10 protein-coding genes are annotated in these 14,047 nt (G+C 69.7%); 6 read left to right on the top strand and 4 right to left on the bottom strand.

Annotated elements, in window-relative coordinates; all coding sequences use genetic code 11:
* The first annotated feature begins 245 nt into the window (after positions 1-245).
* The gene (locus J8I34_RS14190; RefSeq protein WP_209771083.1) at positions 246-1,298 is read left to right on the top strand and encodes a sigma-54 interaction domain-containing protein; all 1,053 of its coding nucleotides are present in this window, start codon (positions 246-248) and stop codon (positions 1,296-1,298) included.
* Here the strand turns inward: J8I34_RS14190 and J8I34_RS14185 are convergent.
* Both J8I34_RS14185 and J8I34_RS14180 read right to left on the bottom strand, forming a co-directional pair.
* A complete protein-coding gene (locus tag J8I34_RS14185) occupies positions 1,283-3,226 on the bottom strand; it encodes a hybrid sensor histidine kinase/response regulator (protein WP_209806304.1) in 1,944 nt (647 codons plus the stop codon). The two genes, J8I34_RS14190 and J8I34_RS14185, sit on opposite strands and share 16 nt — an antisense overlap.
* Positions 3,227-3,439: 213 nt before the next feature.
* Positions 3,440-4,447, bottom strand: a complete 1,008-nt coding sequence (locus J8I34_RS14180; protein ID WP_029045294.1) for an SDR family oxidoreductase — start codon at positions 4,445-4,447, stop codon at positions 3,440-3,442.
* A 319-nt stretch (positions 4,448-4,766) separates the two neighbouring features.
* On the opposite strand from J8I34_RS14180, the gene ligD reads away from it, so the two are divergent.
* From ligD to ku, 4 genes are all read left to right on the top strand, one after another.
* A complete protein-coding gene (gene ligD, locus J8I34_RS14175) occupies positions 4,767-7,526 on the top strand; it encodes a DNA ligase D (RefSeq protein WP_209806303.1) in 2,760 nt (919 codons plus the stop codon).
* Positions 7,527-7,619: 93 nt separating this feature from the next.
* Positions 7,620-8,027, top strand: a complete 408-nt coding sequence (locus J8I34_RS14170; RefSeq protein ID WP_029045292.1) for a hypothetical protein — start codon at positions 7,620-7,622, stop codon at positions 8,025-8,027.
* A 275-nt stretch (positions 8,028-8,302) separates the two neighbouring features.
* Positions 8,303-10,348, top strand: coding sequence for a hybrid sensor histidine kinase/response regulator (locus tag J8I34_RS14165; RefSeq protein WP_209806302.1), 2,046 nt, complete (start codon positions 8,303-8,305; stop codon positions 10,346-10,348).
* Between the two features lie 223 nt (positions 10,349-10,571).
* On the top strand, positions 10,572-11,681 hold the full coding sequence (gene ku / locus J8I34_RS14160) for a non-homologous end joining protein Ku (RefSeq protein ID WP_209806301.1): 1,110 nt from the start codon (positions 10,572-10,574) through the stop codon (positions 11,679-11,681).
* A 93-nt stretch (positions 11,682-11,774) separates the two neighbouring features.
* Here ku and J8I34_RS14155 read toward each other — a convergent pair whose 3' ends face one another.
* Both J8I34_RS14155 and J8I34_RS14150 read right to left on the bottom strand, forming a co-directional pair.
* Complete coding sequence (locus J8I34_RS14155) at positions 11,775-12,233, bottom strand: BON domain-containing protein (RefSeq protein ID WP_209806300.1); 459 nt, start codon at positions 12,231-12,233, stop codon at positions 11,775-11,777.
* Positions 12,234-12,622: 389 nt separating this feature from the next.
* On the bottom strand, positions 12,623-12,823 hold the full coding sequence (locus J8I34_RS14150) for a hypothetical protein (protein ID WP_209806299.1): 201 nt from the start codon (positions 12,821-12,823) through the stop codon (positions 12,623-12,625).
* Positions 12,824-13,077: 254 nt separating this feature from the next.
* On the opposite strand from J8I34_RS14150, the gene J8I34_RS14145 reads away from it, so the two are divergent.
* Positions 13,078-14,046, top strand: a complete 969-nt coding sequence (locus J8I34_RS14145; RefSeq protein ID WP_029045288.1) for an oxygenase MpaB family protein — start codon at positions 13,078-13,080, stop codon at positions 14,044-14,046.
* Position 14,047: the final 1 nt, after the last annotated feature.

Genomic DNA, 14,047 nt, shown 5'->3' with positions numbered 1-14,047 from the left:
CGCGGCCAGGCAGGCATGCCGGGCAGTTCAGGACAGGGGCGGCACGGTTCCGGCTGCGTACTGCCAGTCCACTGCGTAATGCAAGTCTAAGCGGGGCCTGGCGCCGTGGTTGCCGGTGTCTGTCTGACACAGGTGTCGGAACTTTCCGCGCAGGATCGCGCGGCTATGGCAAGGCCCCGTGGCAAAGGCTAGCATAGGAACTCCCCACCCTCACACGACAAGCTCGCCAAGCCCTGCCTTCGATCGTGCCAGTGACCACCACGCCTCCCCGGCGCAGCGCCGCCGTCACCGCCTCACCCCGCCAGGCCACGCTTTCCCCTGCGCCCGGTGAAGGCGCGCCGCGCCGTGCCGTGCCCTCGCAGGTCTCGCTGCTGTGGGAAAGCACCGCGCCGGCCATGCAGCGCCTGATGGCCCAGGTGGAGCGGGTGGCGCCGACCGATGTCACCATGCTGGCAGTGGGGGAAAGCGGCTCGGGCAAGGAAGTGGTGGCGCGCGCCGTGCATGAGCGCAGCGCGCGGCGCAACGGCCCCTTCATCGCCGTCAATTGCGGCGCGATCCAGCCGACGCTGATCGAGTCGGAGCTGTTCGGGCACGAGAAAGGCGGTTTTACCGGCGCGATCGAGCAGAAGGCGGGGTACTTCGAGCAGGCGCAGGGCGGCACCCTGTTCCTGGACGAAGTCACCGAAATGCCGCTCGAGATGCAGATCAAATTGTTGCGGGTTCTGGAAAGCCGCACCTTCCACCGCGTCGGCGGCGATACGCTGATCGTCACCGACGTGCGCATCCTGGCCGCGACCAACCGCGACCCGGTCGACGCTGTGCGCACCGGCCAGCTGCGCGAAGACCTGCTGTACCGGCTGGCCGTGTTTCCGCTGCATATCCCGCCGCTGCGCGAGCGCCCGGACGATATCGTGCCGCTGGCGCGGCACTTCCTCGCCGAATACAACGCGATGGAACACAGCGACAAGGCCTTCTCGGCCGCGTCCCTCGACCGGCTGGTGCGCTATGACTGGCCGGGCAACGTGCGCGAACTGAAGAACGCGGTCTACCGCGCCTTTATCCTCGCCGACAAGGTGGTGGAGATCGGCAATCCCAACCTGGCCACGCAGCCGCCGCGGCCCACCACGGTGGATGGCGTGGTCAACGTGCGCGTGGGCACCACGCTGGCCGATACCCAGCGCGAGATCATCATGGCCACGCTGGCGCGCTTCGACGGCGACAAGCGCCAGGCGGCGCGCGCCCTCGGCATCAGCCTGAAAACGCTGTACAACCGGCTGGACGCTTACCGGTCGCTCTGAGACCGCGGCGCGCCGGTCGGATCGGCCAGCGCGCGCAACAGCGCGTCGATCGCCAGCGGCTTGGTCAGGTGCCCATGGAAGCCGGCCATCTCGCTGCGCCGATGGTCCTCCGGGGTGCCGCGCCCGGTCAGCGCCAGGAAGCGCACCTCCGCGGCGCAGGTCTGGCGCAGCGCCTGCAGGACTTCATAACCCGACATGTCGGGCATCTCCAGATCCAGCAGCACGCAGTCCGGGCGGAAGCTGCCAGCCAGCGCCAGCGCCTGATGGCCGCCATAGGCCGCGCGCGCGTCGTGGCCGAGCATGTTCAGCAGTTCGGCCATGCTGTCAGCCGAATCCGCATTGTCGTCGACCACCAGCACGCGCCGCCGCGGCGGCGTTCCCGATGCCGGCGCGGCTGCTTCGCGGCGCGGCGCGCCGGCGCGCGGCAGGATCACGGTGAAGGTGCTGCCCTGGCCGGGCCCGGCGCTGTCGGCCTGGATCGCGCCGCCGTGCGCTTCGACCACGGCCTTGGCCAGCGCCAGCCCGACGCCGAGCCCGCTGCGGCTGCCGGCCTCGGCTTCCTGCGAGAACAGGTTGAAGATCCGGTCCAGCGCCGCCGGCGGCAGGCCACGGCCGGTATCGGAGATGAGTGTCACCACGCGTGCCGGCTCGACGTGGACCCGCACGCTGACAGTGCCGCCGCGCGGAGTGTACTTGGTGGCGTTGCTGAGCAGGTTCAGCAGCACCTGTCCGAGCCGGTTGGCGTCAGCGCGCACGTAGGGCGACGCCGCGGGCAGCTCCGCCACCAGTTGCTGGCCAGCGGCATCGAGCACCGGGCGGATTGCCTCCAGGCTGGTGCTGACCACGTCGTTGTAGGAGGTCGGCGTCAGCTCCATCCTCATCTTGCCCGCGGTCACGCGGCCGACATCGAGCAGGTCGTTGACCAGCCGCTCGAGCTGGCGCAGCTGCCGCTCGATGATCGCGGCGCAATGCCGGATGCGGGCACCGGCGTCCGGCGTCAGCGCGATCACCTCGACCGCATTGCGCACCGGCGCCAGCGGGTTGCGCAGTTCGTGCCCGAGGATGCCAAGGAAGGACTGCAGGCGCCGGTTGCCCGATTCGAGCAGCTCCAGGCGCAGTGCGTCGCTGATGTCGCGCGCGGTCCAGAGCAACCCGGCCGGGCAGCCCGCGGCATCGCGCACCAGCACCATGCGGGTCTGGCAGCGCACGATCGCGCCATCCTGGCGTGCCAGGCGCTCGTCGCCGGCCCACTGTCCGCAGGCGCGCGCGGCTTCGAGCGCCGCGCGGTCGCGCCCCGCCGCGGCATCCGGCCCGGTGTACAGCAACGCCAGCGGCTTGCCGATCGCGTCGGCCGCCTCGTATCCGGTCACGGCCTGCGCGCCGGCGTTCCAGCTGCGGATGGTGCCATCCAGGTCCAGTTCGCAGACCGCGGTGCCGGGCAGGTTGTCGGCCAGCAGCTGCAGGCGCGACTCGGCCAGGCGGGCGTGCTCGGACGCGGCTTCCTGCACGGTGATATCGCGGCAAGCCACCACGAAGCCACCGGCGCTCGCATGCATGACACAGGCGGCCTGCAACTGGCTGCCGTCGCGGCGCACGCGCCAGCCCCGGTCGCGCGCGCTGCCGGCCCGCGCCGCGGCCTGCTGCCACTGCAGCGGCAAGCCGGCGGCGACATCGTCGGCGCGGTGCAGGCAGGAGAAATGGCGGCCGGCGATGTCTTCGGCGCGGTAGCCGAATACGCGCTGCGCGGCGTCGGGCCATGCCACGATGAGGCCCTCTGCATCGGTTTCGAACACCGCCGCGTCCTCGAGCGCGTCCAGCATGCGCCGGTATTGCTCAGCGATGGGCTGGCCGGCTTGCCTGACGAGGACGCCTCCCGCCTCTGCCAGATGTGGCGCGCGGGCACTTTTTGCCGCTTGCGGCTCCGACATGGACAAACCCTATGTGGTAGTGGACGAACATGGCAAGCCGTTCAGTACGACGGATGCGGCGTCCGGCATGCGGTACGCGTACTGCACGGCCAAATGCCCGCCAGTGGGCGGGCATCCCAACCATGATAGGTCTTCGTGGCATCCATCGCGACCGCAGCGCACGTCACGCGCCTCTGCTTGCCGGTGTGGCCGTGACAGGCCGCAGAGCTAGCGTCAGCGCCCCCGGCGCATCTGCACCACCGCCGCCAACGCGGCGGACGCGCCGACCACCAGTGCGGTGGCCAGCACCGGATGCCGTGCCGTGGTCGTATAGGGGCACGACCGGAGCGCGGTCCGCGTGCCGCTGCGCTCCTGGAGCCCGCTGCCGCTGCCGTACAGCGTGTTGTCCTCGAGCGGGCCCGCCGGGTGGCGCGTCTGCTGGGCACGGCCCATGAAGCGGCGCATGAACCGGTCAAAGGCATGCGGCGTGTGGTACGCCGCGGCGGAGAAGGCCTTGGCCGCGCCGCCGACGAAGAGATCGCGGCGCGGGTTCTCGGCGGCGAACAGGATCGCATCGGCGGCCAGCGCCGGATCGTACAGCGGCGGCGGCAGGCGCGGCTCGACGTCGAGGAAGTTCTTGGCATGCATGGCCAGCGGCGTTTCCAGGCCGGCGGGCTTGATCAGCGTGATGCTGACCGGCGCCTGTTCCTGTTCCAGTTCCAGCCGCAGCGAATCGGTAAAGCCCTTGATCGCATGCTGCGAAGCCACGTACGCGCTCTGCAGCGGCAGCGGTCCGTCACAGGCCTCGCTGCCCATGTTGATGATGGCGCCGCCGCATTCGCGCAGGTGCGCGGCTGCCGCCAGCGAGCCGTGGACGGTGCCCCAGTAGTTGGTGTCGAACAGGCGCCGCTGGTCTTCCAGCGGCACGTCGCCGTGGCGGCCGAAGATCGTCACGCCGGCGTTATTGATCCATGTGTCGAAGCCGCCGAAGCGCTCGATCGCGGCATGCGCGACCTTGGCGACGTCTTCGTGCCGGCCCACATCGGCGGTGACAGTGATGACTTCGGCGCCCTGCTCGCGCAGCTCTTCGGCCAGCTTGTGCAGCGAATCATCGCTGCGCGCCACAAGCACCAGCCGCGCACCCCGCGCGGCGGCCTTGCGCGCGGTGACCAGTCCCACGCCGCTGGTGGCGCCGGTCAGAACGATCACCTGCGAGCCGATCTTCTTCAGGGTTGGTTTCATCTGCCGCTTCCTCCTCGGGATGGTCCCGGCACTGCGCCGGACGTAGCAATGGTTCATCGCCAGTCAAGCTCGCAAATGAGCCCTCGCAAATTGGAGGCTCGCAAATTGCGTTCCCATGCGCGCCGGCCCGCGCGCGCGCGAGGGCCGCGCGGTCGCGCGGCAGAATTACAACGTCCGGTAAGAACCACATGCCGGCCAGCGCACGCTGCCGTGCGTGAGCCGTCACGGCGCCATCCTGTCCCGCTGTAGGACTGGCGCCGATTTCGGCAGCGCCATGTGCTGCCTAAGCTGGATGCATCTTCCCCAACCGCCGACAGCCATGGCCAAGACGACGCGACAGGATTCCGGCGACAGCCGCACGGCGGCAAAGCGTACGACCGCGCGCAGCGGCAGGCCTGCCCGCAAGGGCTCTCCGCCGGCGGCACGCAAGAGCGGAGCAGCGGCGCGCAAGCGCGGCACGGCCAGCGCCGCGCTGGACAAATACCGCCGCATGCGCGACTTCGGCGCCACGCCCGAGCCCAGCGGTGCCGCCGCCCGCAAGCGCGCCGGCGAGCTGTCGTTCGTGATCCAGAAGCACGCGGCGCGGCGGCTGCACTACGACTTCCGGCTCGAACTCGGCGGCACGCTGAAAAGCTGGGCGGTACCCAAGGGCCCAAGCCTGGATCCGGACGACAAGCGCATGGCGGTCCACGTCGAAGACCATCCGATGGACTACGCCGGCTTCGAAGGGGTCATCCCCGCCGGGCACTACGGCGCGGGCACGGTGATCGTATGGGACCGCGGCACCTGGGTGCCGGTCGGCGACGCCGAGGCGGGCTACCGCGCCGGGAAGCTCAAGTTCGAGCTGCGCGGCGAGAAGCTGCATGGCCACTGGACGCTGGTGCGGATGCACGGCAGCCGGCAAAAGGAGCAGGACGCCTGGCTGCTGATCAAGGAGCGCGACGACGCCGCGATGCCGGCTGCAGAGTTCGACGTGGTCGAGGCGCTGCCCGACAGCGTGCTGGGCGGCACGGCGCGCAAGGCTAAAGGTGCCAACCGTTCCGCCAAGCCGGCGGCAAAGCGTGCCGGCAAGGCTGACTCCGGTGCGAAATCGCACGGGAAAGCCAACGCCACATCCCCTGCCAAAGCACTGAAGCCACCGACCGGTGCGCCGCGCGCGGCATTGCCGCTGGCGCTGGCGCCGCAGCTGGCCACGCTGGTCGACAAGCCTCCCGCGGACACCGCGGCCTGGCGCTATGAGATCAAGTTCGACGGCTACCGGGTGCTGGCGCGCATCGACGGCAAGGACGTGCGGCTGTTCACGCGCCAGGGCCATGACTGGACCGCGAAACTGCGCGCGCTGGCGCGCGACGTCGGCACGCTGGGCCTGCCGGACGGCTGGCTCGACGGCGAGATCGTCGTGCTCGGCAAGCATGGCGAGACCGATTTCCAGGCCTTGCAAAACGCATTCGATACGGCGCGCGTCGAGGCGATCCAGTACTTCGTGTTCGACCTGCCCTTCTATGCCGGCCATGACCTGCGCACGGTGCCGCTGGCCGAGCGCCGCGCGCTGCTGCGGCATATCTTTGCCGGCAACACATCGCCGCGGCTGCAGTTCAGCGAGGACTTCGAAGCCAGCCCCGACGAGATGCTCGATGCCGCCTGCCGCATGAAGCTCGAAGGCGTGATCGGCAAGCGCGCCGATTCCAGCTACGTCAGCACGCGCAGCAACACCTGGATCAAGCTCAAATGCACCTTGCGCCAGGAGTTCGTGGTGGCAGGCTTTACCGATCCCAGGGGCAGCCGCACCGGCATCGGCTCGCTGCTGCTGGGCGTGCACGACAGCGGGGGCCGGCTGCGCTATGCCGGCAATGTCGGCACCGGCTTCGACACGCGCACGCTCGGCGAACTGCGCGCGCAGCTTGAGGCGCTGCGTGCCGATAAGTCGCCGTTCGCAACCGTGCCGGCTGGCGTGAAGGGGCACTGGGTACGGCCGAAGCTGGTGGCCGAGGTTTCGTTCGGCAGCTGGACCCGCGAAGGCCGCGTGCGCCATGCCGTGTTCCACGGGCTGCGCACCGACAAGCCGGCCGGCGCGGTGTCGGTCGAGACGCCGGCGGCACCGGCCGGCAAGGGAAAAAAGGCCACAGCGAAGACTGCGAAGAAGGCGGCAGCGAAGCCCCCCGCAAAGCGCGCAGCCAGGACCACCGCGCTCGACGGCAAGGTCCGGATCAGCCATGCCGAACGCGTGATCGACACCGCCTCCGGCCTGACCAAGGGCGACCTGGTGCGCTACTACGAGCAGGCCGCGCCGCTGATGCTGCCGCACCTGCGCGGCCGCCCGATCGCGATGGTGCGCGCCCCTGCCGGCGTGGGCGGCGAACAGTTCTTCCAGCGCCATGGCGACACGCTGCGCGTCGACGGCATCAACATCCTGGACCCGTCGCTCTGGCCGGGACATCCCGCGCTGCTGGAGATCGTGTCGGCCGAGGCGCTGGTCTCGGCGGGCCAGCTCAACGTGGTCGAGTTCCACACCTGGAACGCCAGCAAGCGCAGCATCGACCGGCCCAACCGCATCATCTTCGACCTTGACCCCGGCGAAGGCGTGCCCTGGGAGCAGATGCAGGAGGCCGCCGCGCTGATGAAGGCACTGCTCGACGAGCTTGGCCTGGTCAGCTTCCTGAAGACCAGCGGCGGCAAGGGCCTGCACGTGGCGGTGCCGGTCACGCCGAGCGCCGGCTGGGACGAGGTCAAGGACTTCGCGCAAGACGTCGTGCGCCATGTCGCCGCCACCATCCCGCAGCGCTTCGTCGCCAAGAGTGGCGCGCGCAACCGCGTAGGGAAGATTTTCATCGATTACCTGCGCAATGGTGTCGGGGCGACCACCGTCGCTGCGTTCTCGGCACGCGCGCGGCCAGGGCTGGGCGTATCGATCCCGGTCTCATGGGAAGAACTCGATACGCTGGAGAGCGCGGCGCAATGGACCGTCGCCAACGTGGGCCCGCGGCTCGAGGCCTTGCAGGCCGACGATCCGTGGGCCGGCTATGCCGGCGTGCGGCAGGCCATCACCCGCGCCGCGGCACGGCTCGGGCGCGCCGGCTGAGCCACATCGCAACACACTCGCGGCACATTTCTTGCCCCGCCTTCCATAGACAGCCGGCGTGAGCGCCGGGCCGCGACCTATGGAGAGACTGCCATGATCCACCTCAGCATTCCCGGTACGATCCGCGCTGCCGGTGGTGGCGCCAGGACCGGCGCGCCGCGCAACCGGCGCGCGCTGCACAGCCTGCTGGTGTCCTGCGCGATGCTGTCGTTCGCAGCCGCGCCGGTGCAGGCGCGCCTGCCCGCACCCACGCCCGAGCAGCAGCAGGCCGCCGAAGCCAAGAAGGCCAAGGAGGCGGAAGCGGCCAAGCAACAGGCCGAAGCCCTGGCTCGCGTGCAAGACCAGCTGGCCACGCGCTTCGGCAAGGGCGCCACCGCAGCAGGCGCCACCGAGCCGGGCAAGGTTTCGCAAAAATCCGCCGAAGCCCCTCGCTCGACCGGCCCGCACGGCGGCACCTCGCCGAGCGCCGAGGCCCACAGCGGCGAGGCCGAGCGCCGCTGAAGCCCGGCCGCGCCCCGGGTGCCGGCATGCCTCTTGCCACTGCGAAGCGAAAAGGCCTCATCGAGAGCCCGTGGATAAAGCCGCTACAAGGGGGAAGGCAATGGATCACTTCCGCGCACATGTAATAACTGCAACCGAGGCGTCACCGGGCGTGGCAAGATTTACACCCGAGGGCACGCCGCCGGTGCGCTTTTACCTGTTTCCGAACCCGCCGCGCGCCTGCGCGAGCGTGATCGGCTGCGGACGTGCGCGAAAGCGCCCGTCAGCGTGACGCCATGCGCCCGCAAGCCGAGCGCGCCCCGCTGATCCTCAACGTCGAGGATCGCGAAGGCCCGCGCTACGTCAAGAGCCGCATCCTGCATCGCGGCGAGTTCTCCGTGATCGAGGCGGCCACCGGCCAGTCGGCACTGGCGCTGGTGCGCCAGCATGCGCCCGCGCTGGTGCTGCTGTCGTCGCGCCTGCCCGATATCAGTGGACTGGAGGTGTGCCGGCTGATCAAGGACGATCCCCAGATCGCACGCACCCTGGTGCTGCTGACCTCGCCGGGCGTGGCCCAGGCGCGCCAGCGGGTCGAGGCGCTGAATTGCGGCGCCGACGGCTACCTGGTCGAACCAGCCGAGCCCGAGGAAGTCCTGTCGAGCATCCAGGCGCTGCTGCGGCTGCGCGGGGCGGAAGATGCCTACCACCGCACCACGCAGGCACTGCACGACAATGAGGACCTGTTCCGCCAGCTGGCGGAGTCGCTGGCCGACGTGGTCTGGATCCTCGATCCCGCCGCGCGGCGGCTGCTGTTCGTCAGCCCTTCGTTCGAAGCGCTGTGGGGCCATTCCGCAAAAGACCTGATGGAAGACCCGCGCCGCTGCCTGGACCGCCTGGCCCCGGCCGACCGCCCGCGCGTCGAGGCCGCTCTCGCCAGCATGCTGAGCGACGGCCGCATGGATATCGAATTCCAGATGACGCGGCCAGACGGGCAGCTGCGCGAGATCCGCGCGCGCGCCTTCCCCGTGCACGGCAAGGGTCAGGCCGCGCGCGACGAGACCGGCAATGCCCGGCCGCTGCGCATTGCCGGCATCTGCCAGGACGTCACACTGCAGAACCGCGCGGGACGCACGCTGCACGACGAGGAGCGGCGCAAGGACCAGTTCCTGGCCATGCTGGCGCATGAGTTGCGCAACCCGCTCGCACCGCTGCGCAGCGCGGCCGACATGCTGCAGCAGCTGTCGCCTTCGCGCGAGGACATGTTCCGGGCGCGCGACATCATCGGCCGCCAGCTGCACCACCTGACCCGGCTGGTCGACGAGCTGCTCGATATTTCGCGCTTCAACCAGGGCCGCATCACGCTTCGCCAGGATCTGGTAGAGCTGCGTGCCGCGCTCAATACCGCGGTCGAAGCCGTGCGGCCGGAGCTCGATGCCTACGGCCACACGCTGCGCCTGTCGCTGCCCGAGCAACCGCTGCCGGTGCGCGGCGACCTGGTGCGGCTGACGCAGATCTTCTGCAACCTGCTGCACAACGCCGCCGCCTACACGCCCCCGGGCGGCCAGATCGCGCTCGACGCCACGCTCGACCAGGATCCGGCCGGCCAGTCCGCCAGTGATTCCGCCGGCGGCTACGTCACGGTGCGTGTGCGCGACAACGGCACCGGACTGTCCGAGTCGCTGCAGCGGCTCCTGTTCGACCCGCTGGCCCCTCACGATCCCGCCGGTGAACATGCAGGCAAAGACAACGGCTACGTCGACGATGGCACGGCGCCGCGCAACGCGTTCCCCCACGACGGACCAGGCATCGGCCTGACGCTGGTGCAGAAACTGGTCGTGCTGCATGGCGGCACGATCCGCGCCGACAGTCCCGGCCCCGGCCAGGGCAGCACTTTCACCGTCACGCTGCCGGTCGAGCCGTGGCACAAGTGGCATCCCGGCACCGGCAAGTCCTCGGCGTACAGCGGCGTGCCGCGGCGGATCATGGTGGTGGACGACAACGCCGACGCGCTCGAAGCCATGACCATGACGCTGCAGACCATGGGCCACACCGTGGTGACCGCGCCGGACGGGCCCACCGCTGTCGCGCGCGCCAGCGCCGCACGCCCGGAAGTAGTGCTGCTGGATCTCGGCATGCCGGCCATGGACGGCTTCGAAACCGCGCGCCGGCTGCGCGCGCTGCCCGAGATGCGCGGCGCCACGCTGGTCGCCTTGACCGGCTTCGGCCAGCCCGAGGACCGTCGCCGCGCAATGGAAGCGGGCTTCGACCAGCACCTGGTCAAGCCCGCCGATCTTGACGCGCTGACGCGCCTGCTCGATACGCTCGGCGAGAACCGCGCTTAGCCGCTCAGCCATGCCGCTCAGCCATGCCGGTCCGCCATCAACCCTGACAAGGAGCCTACGTGCATACCACGCCCGACCCCGACATCCCCCCGCGAGAGCCGGAAGTCCCACCGCCCGAGCCGCCGCCGGGCCCTCCGGAACCCGTCTCCGACCCGCCACCGGGCGACCAGCCGCCACCGCCGCCGCAACGCGCACGCGATAAATGCGGTAAAGGAGCCGTCAAGTGTCCCGCATCATCTGGAAAGGCGCCATTACCTTTGGCCTCGTCAACATCCCGGTCGTCCTGCGGCCGGCCTCGCGCAGCCAGACGCTCGACCTGGACCTGCTAGACGTGCGCGACATGGCCCCGGTGGGCTACCAGCGCATCAACAAGAGCACCGGCAAGCCGGTCGACAAGGAGCACATCGTCAAGGGCTACCAGTACGCCAAGGACGAGTACGTGCTGCTGAACGACGAGGATTTCCGCCAGGCCAATGTTGAAGCCACGCAGACGGTCGACATCGTGGGCTTCGTCGACGCGGAGAGCATTCCGCCCTATTACTTCGACACGCCTTACTATCTCGAGCCGGACAAGCGCGGCGACCGCGGCTATGCGCTGCTGCGTGCGACGATGCGGCGCACCGGCCGCGCCGCGCTGGCGCTGGTGGTGCTGCGCAATCGCCAGCACCTGGCGGCGATGCTGGTCCACGACGACGCGCTGGTGCTCAACACCATGCGCTTCGCCGACGAGGTGCTGCCGATCTCCGAGCTGCGCCTGCCGAAGGCGTCGAGCGCCAAGGGCAGCGGCGCCCATGCGCGCGAGATCGAGATGGCAACCAGGCTGGTCGACGACATGACCGAGGACTGGAATCCGGAGCAGTACCGGGACACCTATCGCGACGACATGATGGCGCGCATCGAAGCGAAGATCGAGTCCGGGAAGACACACCAGCTGACCCAGCCCACCGAGGACGAGGAAGCGCCGCGCCGGGGCGCCAAGGTCATCGACATGGTGGCGCTGCTGCGCAAGAGCCTGGGCGAGCGCGGCAAGGATGACGGCGGCAAGAGCGGCGGCAAGAGCGACGACAAGAGCCGGCGCCGCGCGAAGCCGGCGGACGAATCGGAAGCGGTGCAGGATACCGAGGCCGAAGATGACCGCGCCGGCGAAGGCCGCAGCCGCCGCAAGACGCCTGCACGCCATGCCGCGACGAAGAAAACGCCCTCAAAGCGGACTGCGGCCAAGCGCACTGCCGCGGCCAAACATGCGCCGGCCAAGTCGCGCACAGGATCGCGCGCGAAGCCTCATGCCACGGCGCGCAAGAGCGCGGGCACGACGCGCCGCAAGGCCGCCTAGCCAATCCGTAAAACCGGCGCTGGCGCCGGGGCCCTGCGTCCCGCACAAGCACGGACGCGGGCATCGGCGTGCCGGGCATGGCGCTGCAAGCGGTCAGCGCGAAGAAACCTTGAGGTTGTCGTTCACCGAAGTCACGCCTTCGACACTGCGGATCATGTCCAGCGCGAGGTCACGCTGTTGCTGGCTTGGCACCGTGCCGCCCACTTCAACCGTGCCGTTCTTCGTCTTCACGCGGATGCCGGTCGACTTGAGGTCCTTGGTGGTCAGCAACCTCGTCTTGATCCTGGTGGTGATGGCGCCATCCTCGACGGCCTGCTTGGCCTTGTCGGCGCTCATGTCGGCGCTCATGTCGGCGCTTGCGCCGCGATCAGGATCGGGCCGGCCCGGCATGCCTGGCGCGGAGTTGACCGGCGCCGCTGGCGTGTTGTCGGCCGCGATGAATATCAGGCCACTTTTGTCGAGCGCCTGTGCGCTGCCGGCAGCCGCCAGCGCCGCGGCCACGCAGGCCATCTTGAGGCTGAGGCCGCGCGCGGATAGTCGGGAAATTCGCATGGCTTTGTCTCCTGTACAGGTTTCCAGCGCATCCGCCGCATGCGCTGCCTGGCACGCGGAGCTGGCACCTGTCAGTCCGCAAGGTCCATACCCGCGTGTTCGCCCAACGCCACGCTGGAGCGGCGGCGGCAAGGGTGTGTAAATCGGGCCACCTGTTGTAAAAGCGGGCACCTCTTGCGGGTGCAGCATGGGGCGCTGCCCGCAATGGCAAGCCCGCTGGCAGCGCGGGCGTGCTTGGCATGGCGATTGCGAATACCGGAATGCGGCAGTCCGCCGCGTCAAGGAGACTAGCAATGGGACAGCAGCAACAGCCGGGTCAATCGCAGTCGGGCCAAAAGCAGGACCAAAAGCAACAAGAACAGCAATCTGGCCAACGCGGCAGCCAACAATCAGGCGGCATGGGACAACAACAAGGCGGCGGTCAAATGGGTAACCAGGACCGCGGTCAAGGCCAACAGCAACAGCAGGATCGCGGCAGCTCGCAACCGGGCCAGCAGAGCGGTCAACGCAGTGGTCAGCAAAGCGGCCAGGGCGGCCAACAGGGCGGTCAGGGCGGCCAGGGCGGCCAGGGCGGCCAGGGCGGCCAGCAAGGCGGACAACGCCAGCAGTAACTTCAGCAGTCAGGCTCGCCTGCTGAGATAGAGGCAGCTATCCGGGTATGTGCGGCAGCAACATGCGGTGCGGCCGCAGGGGCATACGCCGGAACTTGACCGGCCGGATCTTCCGAAGGGAAGGTCCGGCCCTTTTTCGCTGAGCTTGCCGGTGCTGCCGCGGGCAGCGCGTGCGCGCTTGCGCGGCTTACCGTGTATGCTGGCCGTGACGTCTTCCTGATTGCCACACGGTCTTGTCCAGCCACACCGATCCCGCCGATCCTGCGGTTTCCCGCCGCGCCCAGCGCGAACGCAGCGCGCCTGGACCGATGGCCAGGGTGCGCGCGCACGCCGGCGCGCAGGTGCGCGCGCTGACCCGCAGCAACTCGGGCCTCACCCTCGACTATGACAACCCGCCCGGCGACCCCGGCCTGTTCGGCCCCGACGCGGTCTGCTGGCGCGTGCATGCGGACTTCCCGGCAATGCTGGCCGGCGGCGTCAGCGCGCTGCTGCTGCAGACGCTGCATCCGCTGGCGCTGGCCGGCGTGTGGGACCACTCCAGCTTTCGCACCGACATGCAGGGCCGGCTCGGCCGCACCGCGCAGTTTATTGCCGGCACCACCTACGGCAGCCGCGACGATGCCATGGCGCTGATCGGGCGCGTGCGGCGCATCCATGCCGGCGTCACCGGCGTGGCGCCGGACGGGCGGCCCTATGCGGCGACGGATCCGGCGCTGCTGACGTGGGTGCATGTGGCCGAAGTGTCGAGCTTCATGGCGGGCTACCTGCATTATGTCGGGCCGCTGGGCGATGCCGATCAGGACCGCTATTACGACGAAGTCGCGCGCATCGCGCTGCTGCTCGGCGCTGCCGATGTGCCGCGCTCGCGCGCCGCGGTGGCGGCCTACCTGGAAGCGATGCGGCCCCAGCTGCAGGCCAGCGAGCGCACCCGTGAAGTGGTGCGGCTGGTGCGGAGGATGCCCGTGGCCAACCCGTTGCTGCAACCCGCGGTGCGGATCATGGCCGATGCCGGCATTGCCTTGCTGCCACCGTGGGCGCGGCAGCAGCTCGACCTCGACGGGCCTTCGCTGCGGCGCTCGGCCACGCGGGCCGGCATGCGCGTGCTTGCGCCGGCGCTGCGCTGGGCGCTGGGCGCGGGGCTGGCGGCACGGGCTCGGCGGCGCGTGGCGCGCGGCGGCGATGCCGACGCGGCTGCCGGCTAGG

It is taken from the genome of Cupriavidus phytohabitans (assembly GCF_017815025.1).
Lineage (GTDB): Bacteria > Pseudomonadota > Gammaproteobacteria > Burkholderiales > Burkholderiaceae > Cupriavidus.
Note: the sequence above shows the minus strand (reverse complement) of the source record. Positions and strands in the feature narration are given on the sequence as shown.

Bases quoted from the DNA above. Each gene is read 5' to 3' on its own strand.
- J8I34_RS14185 (WP_209806304.1), bottom strand. From the start codon at position 3,226: ATGTCGGAGCCGCAAGCGGCAAAAAGTGCCCGCGCGCCACATCTGGCA.
- J8I34_RS14180 (WP_029045294.1), bottom strand. From the start codon at position 4,447: ATGAAACCAACCCTGAAGAAGATCGGCTCGCAGGTGATCGTTCTGACC.
- ligD (WP_209806303.1), top strand. From the start codon at position 4,767: ATGGCCAAGACGACGCGACAGGATTCCGGCGACAGCCGCACGGCGGCA.
- J8I34_RS14170 (WP_029045292.1), top strand. From the start codon at position 7,620: ATGATCCACCTCAGCATTCCCGGTACGATCCGCGCTGCCGGTGGTGGC.
- J8I34_RS14165 (WP_209806302.1), top strand. From the start codon at position 8,303: ATGCGCCCGCAAGCCGAGCGCGCCCCGCTGATCCTCAACGTCGAGGAT.
- J8I34_RS14155 (WP_209806300.1), bottom strand. From the start codon at position 12,233: ATGCGAATTTCCCGACTATCCGCGCGCGGCCTCAGCCTCAAGATGGCC.